Source organism: Hyalangium gracile (assembly GCF_020103725.1).
GTDB lineage: Bacteria > Myxococcota > Myxococcia > Myxococcales > Myxococcaceae > Hyalangium > Hyalangium gracile.
In genome coordinates this window covers 489,741-499,394 of sequence record NZ_JAHXBG010000007.1, presented here as the reverse complement: position 1 = coordinate 499,394, position 9,654 = coordinate 489,741, and the positions used below count along the sequence as shown (strand labels likewise).

Annotated in this window: 3 protein-coding genes; all 3 read right to left on the bottom strand. The window is 69.6% G+C overall.

What is annotated here, in order from left to right:
• Nucleotides 1-391 precede the first annotated feature (391 nt).
• The 3 genes from KY572_RS17320 to KY572_RS47810 all read right to left on the bottom strand — a co-directional run bounded on the left by KY572_RS17320 (nucleotide 392) and on the right by KY572_RS47810 (nucleotide 9,629).
• Complete coding sequence (locus KY572_RS17320; protein ID WP_224243822.1) at nucleotides 392-5,668, bottom strand: trifunctional serine/threonine-protein kinase/ATP-binding protein/sensor histidine kinase; 5,277 nt, start codon at nucleotides 5,666-5,668, stop codon at nucleotides 392-394.
• Between the two features lie 183 nt (nucleotides 5,669-5,851).
• Entirely contained in the window at nucleotides 5,852-7,900 is a 2,049-nt protein-coding gene (locus KY572_RS17315) for a membrane dipeptidase (RefSeq protein ID WP_224243821.1), read from the bottom strand.
• 181 nt (nucleotides 7,901-8,081) lie between these two features.
• Nucleotides 8,082-9,629, bottom strand: a complete 1,548-nt coding sequence (locus KY572_RS47810) for a tetratricopeptide repeat protein (protein ID WP_224243820.1) — start codon at nucleotides 9,627-9,629, stop codon at nucleotides 8,082-8,084.
• Between the last annotated feature and the right edge of the window lie 25 nt (nucleotides 9,630-9,654).

Genomic DNA, 9,654 nt, shown 5'->3' with positions numbered 1-9,654 from the left:
ACGAGGGGAACAGTGGACTGAGACAGCAGGGTGGAGAAAGCGTGAGCGAGGGCTGGATTCCAGCCGAGGGACTCGATGAACACTGGAAGGACTCCGGACAGAGCGGTGCCTGCGGCGCACCTGGTTGGTTCAGGGCACCCAGCAAGGGCCAGCACCGCGCTGCGACGGACCTTCGAGACCGACTAGGCGGCCTGCGCCCCCTGGGCGAACAGGACAGCAACCGCGGCAGGGACAAGGGGCGAGTTCATGAAGCCTCCAGGTGCTCGCGGGCGGCGACCATCGCCGCTCGGTCCTACAGCTATACCAACTTTTCCAGGGGCAGGACTACTCCCTCATGAGCGTGAAGACGCGCTGGCTGCCAGGCCAGAACGGGCGCCCTCGCCACTCGGGGCTACGCGAGCGGGAGCTCGAGCGTGGCGACAGCTCCCTTGCCTGGTCCTTCGCTCTCCAGCGTCAGGCGGCCTCCCAGCGTCTTCGCCGCCAGCGCGCTCGAGTGTAGCCCCAGCCCCTGGCCGTCCTCGCGGGTGGTGAAGCCCTGCGAGAAGAGCCGCTCGCGGTGCTCGGGAGCGATTCCCATGCCCGTGTCCACCACCTGGATGCGGGCCGTGTCCCCCTTCACGTCCAGCCGCACGTGCAGCTGCCGCCGGGACTCGGGCATCTCGTTCATGGCGTTGCGGGCGTTGCTGATGAGGTTGATGAGGATCTGCAGCACCCGGTGCTTGTCCAGCCGCACCTTGGACAGCACCTTCAGCTCCCGCGTCACGGCGACGCCATGCCGCTGCAGCGCGGGCATCTGGATGCTCAGGGCGTCCTCGACGATCCGGGCGAGATCGCACTCCTCGGGCAGCAGCGAGCTGCGCGCGTAGGCATGCTGGACCTGGATGATGGCGCGCAGGTGCTCGATCTGCTTGCCCAGCTCGCCCGTGCCCGCGCGCAGCGTCGAGTGCTCGCGCACGAGCTCGTCGGCGAGGCCGATCAGGTAGCCGGCCAGCTGCGTGCCCTGCGAATCCCGCGTGAGGAAGTCCGCCAGATCCTCGCGATGCTCCTCCATCAAGGCGGCGACCTGCTTCAGCCGCCCCATCCGCGAGGCGTCCAGCTGCTCGCGCACCTTGTGGAGGTTGACCACCGCGCTGGTGAGGACGTTGCCCACGTTGTGGAGCATGCTGGCGGCCATCTCGGAGTGGACCGCGTCACGGTGCGGATCCGGCGGTCGGGCCTGGGCTTGCTGCAGCTCCCAGGTACGCTCCTCCAGGCGCTGCTTGAGCTCGTCGTTGGCGCGGCGCAGGGCGGCCTCGGAGCGCTGCACGTCCGCATGCTGCCGCGCGTTCTCCAGGGAGATGGCGGCCTGCGAGGCCAGGTGTCCCATCAGGGTGAGGCTCGCGGCGGTGAAGGCCCGGGGCGAGAGATCATTCTCCAGGTACAGCACCCCGAGGAACTGCTCGCCACGCAGCAGCGGCAGGCACAGCACCGAGCGGGCCAGGCCGCGCCCGAGCCACGGATCTGACGCGAACGGGTGCGGCTGCGAGGTATCGCCGATGAGCACGTGCTCCTTCGCCCGCCGGACGTAGGAGATGAGCGTCCACGGCAGGGTGTCCTCGACGGTGCGATCCGGCGCGCCCTCGGGCGTGGCGCCGGAGAGCGCGACCACCGTGAGCTGGTCCTCCTGCGGCAACAGGAGCGCGCCCCACCCTGCCCCCGTGGCCTGGAGGGCCACGCGCACCAGCGTCGTCCCCAGCCCCTCGAGCCCCAGCTCGCTGGAGACGGCCTGCTGGGCCCTGGCCAGGGTGTGCGCCTCGAGGTGCGTGGAGCCCACTTCGAGCAGCGAGCCCCGCGAGGCCGTGAAGGAGACGAGGTGGGGCCACTGCGCCTCCAGGTGCCTCGCCTTTCCTCGAGCGCCCCACTGCTGCCAGGCCTCCCAGGACTGGCGGGCGTAGACCTCGGCGACGGTGGGCGCCTGGCGCGCATACCAGAACTTCGCCGCCAGCTCGCTGGCGAGCCCCACGTTCTGGATGAAGCCATGCGCCCGCGCGGAGAAGAGCGCCTCCTCATAGGCGCGCAGCGCGTCCTCCGTCCGGCCGGTGATGCGGGCCAGCTCCGCGGAGACCATGCGCTCCGGGGCGCGGAAGTTCTCGGGGCAGTTGCTCGCCCACGCCTCCAGCTGGCGCTGGTGCCGCTGGATGGCATCCAGGTAGCGAGACTGCTCCCGGGGATCCGCCGAGGGGTAGCAGGCGGCCAGCGTCAGGGCCTCGTAGAGGTGGTAGTCCAGCTGCTGGATGTGGCCCGGACAGGACCAGAGCAGCTCTCCGGCCCTGACTCCCGCCTCCCGGGCCTGCTCGTATGCGCCGCACATGAAGCGCGACTGCATCTTGAGGATCCAGTACCAGCACTTCATGGTGCTGTGGTGCTGGGGCGTCAGCCCCGCCTCGAAGGCCTCCTCGTCGAAGTCATCGCCGCTCAGGGTGTCGAACGAGCGCGAGAGCCCTCGGAGCTGCTGCACGTAGCGCTGGGTGTGCTGGAGGCCGTCCCGCACGGCCAGGAAGCCCGCCTTGCGCACGAAGTCGAGCCGCGCCACGGACTCCTGGTAGACCTCATCCAGCGAGTGGCCCAGGGTGAGGCGGTCCGTGACGATGTGGTTGCAGCAGTAGCAGGCGACCTGGAAGTCCCCGGCCTGGAGCGCGTGGTGGAACGCGTCGCGGATGAGCTCCAGCGAGCGGGACAGCGGGCGCGTCCAGTAGTTGATGAGCTCCAGGGTGTAGAGCGCCTTGCCGCGCGCGTTGGGGAAGGAGCGGCGCTCGACGAGCTCGCACGCCAGGACCCCGAAGGCGTGGCCCTCGCGGTACCGCCTGAAGGCGGACCCCTGCACGAGCCCGTACCAGGCGTACCCGTGCACGCTGGCCTCCGAGTTGCCGTGCCGGAGGCTGAGCGCCACCATCCGGCACAGGTGGAGCACCAGCAGGTTGTTGTCGGTGATGAAGGCCGGCATGAACAGCGCGGAGAGCACATCCATCACCGCCTTCACCTCCGGGTCCGTCATCGGAGGCAGGTCGATGAGGCTCTCGATGGAGCGCTCGCCCAGCAGGGCCCACACCTCCTCGTTGGCGGCGGTGACCTCCTCCCACGACGGGTGCGGAGACATCGGCATGCCGAGCCGGGCCAGGCCCTCCAGCAGGCAGGAGATGGCGTCCTGGGCCTCGTTGGCGATGACGTGGATGTCGCTCTTCATCCGGTAGACCGCGGCCATCTCCGCGCGGCTCCGGGCCCGAGGCAGCAGCTGCTCCACCAGGCGGCGCGTCTCGGCGGCATTGCCGCACATGAACTCGCTGCTGGCCCGATCGAGCCAGGCCTTGAAAGCCAGGTCTCGGTCCGTCTCCCAGGGATCGCCGGGGATGAGCTCGAAGGCCGACTTGTAGGCGTCGGCGGCCTCCCGGAACGCGGTCGCCGCGCGCGCCCTCGCACCGGCCTCGGCGTTCAGCCGCGCCAGGCGGTGGCGATCCCCGGGGTCCTCGATCAGGTCCGCTCCGGCGTTGAGGTGCGCCACCACGTCGAAGACCTTCTCGCGGATCTCCTCGGGGGACAGGCTCGCCAGCAGCAGCCGGCCGATGCGCAGGTGCACCGCCTTGCGCTCCGGCTCGGGGATGAGCGCGGAGGCCGCCTGCTGGACGCGATCATGGAGGAACCGGTACTGCTCCGGCCCGCCGCGCACCAGCATGCCTTCCTGGAGCGCATGCTCGAGGCCCTGCTCCACCTCGCCCGGCGCCATGCCGGAGATGATGATCAGCAGCTGGAGCGAGAAGCTGCTGCCCGCGCACGAGGCCAGCTGCAGCAGGTGCTGCGCCCGGAGCGGCAGCTGGCGCAGCTTGCTCACCAGGAAGTCGACGACGTTGTCCGAGTACTCCTTCGCCCGGACGCCCTCGGCATCCCACCGCCACCGCCCCTCGGTCGTGCGCGTCACCAGGCCGTCCTGCACCAGCGTGCTCATCAGCTGGATGAGGAAGAACGGGTTGCCGCCGGTCTTCTCGTGGGCCAGCGCCGACAGTGGCCCCACGACGGTCTGCTCCGCTCCCGGGAGCGAGTCGGCGACGAGCAGCTGGACCTGCTCGAGGCTCAGCGCCTCGAGGCGGAGGTCCGTCATCCGCGCTCCCGCCTTGCGCATCTCCGCCAGGGACAGCGCCAGCGGATGGGAGGGGCTCACCTCGTTCTCCCGGTAGGCGCCAATCACCAGCAGCAGCGGCGTCTCCGGGTGGGTGAGCAGGGAATGAAGGAGCCGGAGGCTGGCCAGGTCCGCCCACTGGAGATCATCCAGGAACAGGACGAGCGGATGCTCGGACGTGGAGAACACCCCGAACAGCTTCTGCAGCAGTCGGGTGAAGCGCCCCTGGGCCTCCATGGGGGGCAGCTCGGGGGCGGGCGGCTGACGGCCCACCACCAGCTCCAGCTGGGGCACCACATCCACGAGCACCTGGCCCTGGCCCTCCCACGCGTCGTGCAGTTGCTCGCGCCACCGCGCCAGCTCCTCGTTGGTGCCCGCCAGCAGCTGCTGCGTCAGCCCGCGCAGCGCCTGCGCCAGGGTGGCGTAGGGGATGTCTCGCTGGAACTGGTCGAACTTGCCGCTCAGGAAGAAGCCGCGGCGCCGTACCACCGGCTTGTGCAGCTCGGACACCACCGAGGACTTGCCGATGCCCGAGTACCCGCTGACGAGCATGAACTCCGGGCACCCGCCCTGGGCCACGCGCTCGAAGCCCTGGAGCAGCGTGGCCACCTGCGCATCCCGCCCGTAGAGCCGCTGGGGGAGCTGGAAGCGGCCGGGCACGTCGTGCTGGCCCAGGGGGAACTCCTCCAGCACTCCCGGGTGCAGGGCGGCGCGACACCGCTCCAGGTCGGCCCGCAGGCCATGGGCGCTCTGGTAGCGCTCCTCGGCCAGCTTGGCCAGGAGCTTCATCACGATGGCGGACAGGGCCGGCGGGATGGACGGGACGAGCTCGTGCGGCGGCGGAGGGGTCAGCGCCAGGTGGGCATGGAACCACTCCAGCGCATCGCGCCCCTGGAAGGGCCGGTGGCCGGTGAGCAGCTCGTAGAGTGTGACGCCCAGCGAGTAGAAGTCGCTGCGGTAGTCCACCGCGCGGTTCATCCGCCCCGTCTGCTCCGGGGACATATAGGCCAGCGTCCCCTGGATCAGGGTCGCGGGTACCGCCGCCACGTGCTCGACGCGCTGCAGCGTCGCGCTGCCGAACTCGAACAGGTACGTCCCCCCCTCCGGGGTGACGAGGATGTTGGAGGGCTTGAGATCCTTGTGGATGACGCCGCCCCGGTGGAGCTCCGCGAGCGTCGTCGCCAGGTCGATGGCCAGCTCGAGCGCCCGCGCCACATCGCACGGGGGACCGATGAGCTTGCTCATCGGCTCGCCTGGCACCTTCTCCAGCAGGAGCACCGGGCGCTCCGCGAGCTCCTCGTAGGCGTGGGCGCGCAGCACGCCGCGCACGTCTCGGAGCCGCTGAAGGATGTCGTACTCGCGCCGGTAGCGCGCGCACTCGCGGGGGCCGGGAGACGGCGCCGCGGGCGTCTTGAGGATCAGCCTCAGGCCATCTGCATCACGCACCGCATCAAACAGCGGGTTCGTGCTGTTCGACTTGATCGCTCCAACGAGCGTGTACCCCGGAAAGTCGAGCATGTGTCACGAATTGACCCGAGGAAGGCTAACGGGCTCACGAAACGACGTGAAAGTCGCCCTCCTTCCGATGGTTGAAAGTCCTACACCCGCTCGGGGGCCTGCTCGAGAGCCCAGGGACCTTCCACCAGCGAGGGCCCAGGCCGTCCACGGAAGCTCCGGGACGGCCCGAGCCCGAGCACGACATCAGGTGCAGGTCAGCCAGCTGCACTTGCCCGAGAGGCACTCCCAGCCTCCGGTGCACAGCTCGCCGCGCGGCTTCTTCTTCATGCAGGAGCCCAGGTTGAGGCCGCGGCCGCAGTAGTAGCCGGTGGCGCAGTCGCTGTCGGCGTCGCAGATGCAGGTGCCCGTGGAGCCGGAGCAGCCCTCGGTGGTGGAGCAGGTGCCGCTGACGCACTCCTGGGCGAAGCGGCAGGTGTCACCGACCTGCTTGGAGTTGGGGGCGTAGGCCTTGCCGCAGATCTGCGGGTACTGCGCCTCGCGGGTGGCCTTGGGCACGTAGGCGGCAACGCCGGAGGTGTCGATGTCCGTGGCCGCGTTCGCCATGCCCGTGCGCGTGGTGTTGGCGCGCTCCCACATCTGGATGAACGTCTCCGTGGAGCCCTCCAGGCCCGCGGTGTTGACCCCCAGCTGCTTGAGGTCCCTCACCACGTCCGGCAGCAGGCCCACGTGGGCCAGGCCGTACACGTCGAAGTCGGTGCCCAGCCGGCCCGGGCCGGTGAGGCGCTGCTGGTTCATCTGCGCATCCGCCTCGGCCTTGAAGCCGGCCGAGCACGCCCCGTGGTTGCCGAAGCGCGGGCGGGTCTGCTGGATGAAGCCGTTGAGGTCCGCGCCGAAGGCCATGGGCACCTTGAGGCCCTGGCGGCCGAACTCGTAGGCCTGGGCCAGCGAGCGCGTGGAGCCCTGGCAGCTGTTGGCCACGGTCGTCTTGGTGTAGGCGCGCGTCTCGTCATGCGCGGTGCGCAGGCCGAAGATGCCGCCCGTCTGCCGCACATACTTCACCACCCAGGCCGGCGTCGTCTTCTCGGTGGCGGCCAGCTCCGGGTTCATCACCTCTCGGAAGTGGCCGTGGGAGATGTACAGCGGGTAGTACGTCCGGGCCTGGGAGAGGGCGAAGGTGTCCTGGATGCTGCGCTCGGACATGTGCGCCAGGTCGATGAGCATGCCCTTGTTCATCATCTCCTGGACCAGCAGCTTGCCGTCGGCCGACAGGCCCTTCACGTTCTTGCAGTTGGCGTCCACGTCGAAGCCCAGCGTGAAGCCGTTGCCGGTGATGCCGCAGTCGGTGTCGATGTGGCAGTTCTCCAGGAACTGGGCGGCCTGGAAGATGGGGTTGTGGGGCGCCGCGCCGCCGAAGCGGTTGTCCAGCTGGTGCACCGGCTGCAGCGAGCGCACGCCCAGCGAGTAGACGCGGTTGAGCTCGGCGCGCCAGTCCTTGGTGCCGAACAGCTTGCTGGACTCGATGGAGAGCACCATCGCCAGCTTGCCGGAGGCGATGATCTGCCGGGCGTGCGCCGGCGACAGGGCGATCTCCGCCCAGCTGGTGCGCGCGTCGAAGTCCCGGGCCATCTGCAGCTGCACGTCCACGTCCATCATCTCGTCACAGGGGCGCTTGATGTTCTGGTAGGGCAGCGCCTTGCAGAGGAACTCGTTGCTCACCAGGGAGATCATCACCAGGGACATGCCGCCCTGGTGCGCCTTCTGGAGCCAGCCCTCCCACGCCTGCTGGTGGGCGATGGTGTCCCAGCGTGGCCACTGGGTGTTCACGCTCGCGCGGCCCAGGTGGATGCCGGTGTCGCCCTCGGTGCCTTCGATCTTCCCGATGAACTCCGAGGCCGCGGCGCCGCCGATGCCGAAGAAGGCGGACAGCAGCGGCACGCCGCCCAGGTTCACGCTGCCCGAGTTGGGGCACAGGTTGAGCATGTTGCTCAGGTCCATGCGGACGCGCGCGTGGGAGCTCTCCGGCATGCCCCCGTCGCAGCTGGCCAGGGTGCCGGTGTGCTTGCCGTGGAACCAGCCGCCGCTGAAGGCCTCCTCGGCGAACATGTGGTGGTGCAGCTCGGCGAAGCCCGGCGCGGCCAGCGGCTGGGCCACCTCGCCCGCGGGCGCCTCCGCTTCAGGCAGCGTCTCCTGCTCCTCCTCCATCACCGGGTTGCAGCCCTGGCTCAGCGCCAGGACCGACATGAACGAGAGGGACAGACAGCTCCAGGGCCCGAGGCCGAGACGGCTCCGCATGCGGTGCTCCTTCCATTTCGGGGGATCGCGCGCAGGGAAGTCTCAAAAAATGGCTGTTTTTTCAAGGTTTGCCGTTTACGCCTGCATCCGTATCAGAAGGCATTTTTCGTCGGAGCCATGGCGAGGAACTGGCACGAGGGGAGGTCGCTGGAGCCCCACCGCGCCAGGGCGCCGGGCCGCTTCAGTCTCCCTTGATGAGCAGGCCTCGGGTCGGCGCGAAGTCCGGCGCGACCTCCCAGGCCCTGGCCAGACAGCCCGCGGCCTCCTCCTGGCGATGGAGCCGAAACAGACAGAGCGCCATGTTCCACCGCGTGCGCGGATCCTCCCCGTAGAGCCGCAGGGACTCCTGATAGAGCGCCAGGGCTTGCTCCACCTCTCCTGCCAGGTGAAGCAGCAGCGCGAACTCGAAGGCCAGGTCCCGCTCCTCGCCGATGTGGAAGTAATTGTCCCAGGTGCGCCGCACCGCGTCGCGCAACTCCTGACGCTGCACGTCGGTGAGCGCCTCCGCCTGCGCCGACAGCACCGGCATACAGTCTCTGAGGATCCGGCAGTCATGGCGGCTCATGCGCAGCAGGCTGAGCAGCTGGTCGAACTCCAGTCCTCCGTAGTGGTCCTGGATACCCTGGCGCAGGCGGAAGAAGTCATCCGAGCCACCTCCGCCAAAGGCCAGGTGGAACCCCAGCCGGCTCTCTCTCGTCCCCGCGGCCGGCGCACCGAGCATGCAGGCCACCAGCGGCAGGCTGAGCTGTCGGTGCGCGGGCTCGAGCACCTCGCCTCCCTGGCGCTGGAACCAGCGCCGCAGGGCGTTGAAGTTGACCGGCAGCGAGAAGCTGCCGTGCACCGCCATGTGCGGAGACTGCTGGCCCTGCAGCTCCTCGTCCCGTACGTAGCCCTTGTCTCCCGCGATCAGCAGCAGCCGCCCGCCCGAGAGCGCCGCCAGGCGCCGCATGCCCCGCAGCGCCACCACCGGAAACAGCAGCGTCCTGTCCTCCACCAGGCGGGCGTAGTCGCCCAGCAGCTCGTTGAACTCGGGCTCGGCATAAGGGGTGGGGTCGGCCACGGGCGAGCGGCCCAGCTCCAGGCGAAGGTGTGAGAGCGCATCCTCGGAGCCCAGGTCCACCTCCGGCGACTCCGTGGTGAGGGTGGCGAGGCACGCGTGGACCTGCCCGCCCTGGAAGTGGAAGGCGTCCTGCGGAACGCTGTCGAGCACGTAGTTGGCCAGCACCAGCAGTGGCCGCTCCAGGCTCCCCGGACCCAGCACCCTTCCGGCCTCGCGCAGCTCCAGCGTGGCGCTGCGCTCCAGATCGAAGAGGGCGAAGTCCAGCAGTCCCTGGGCCACGAAGGGCGCCAGGGATGGGTGGTTGCGCCAGAAGGACAGGTTGGACTCGGTGAAGTCCGTCAGCACGTATCGCACCGGCACGTGCGCCAGGCCCCAGGCCTCGCGCTGCTCGAGCCAGGCCTTCAGGAACAGGTAGCCGAAACGCCCGCTGCCCGCCCCCAGCTCGAGGATGTGGAAGGGCTGCTCCGAGCCGGGGCGGGACTCCGCCGCCAGGCAGTCTCGCAGGTATCCGCAGACGATGAGCGCCACCGAGTGCGCCAGCGCGGGGTTGCAGGTGACGTAGTGCGGCACCTCCATCGTGCGCCAGGCGTCCACGCCCTCCCGCTCGAAGTAGCGCCGCTGCAGCGCCCAGAGCGTCGACTCGGACAGGCGCCGATCCCGCTCACGCACGCGCGGATCCGGCTCCCGAGGCTCC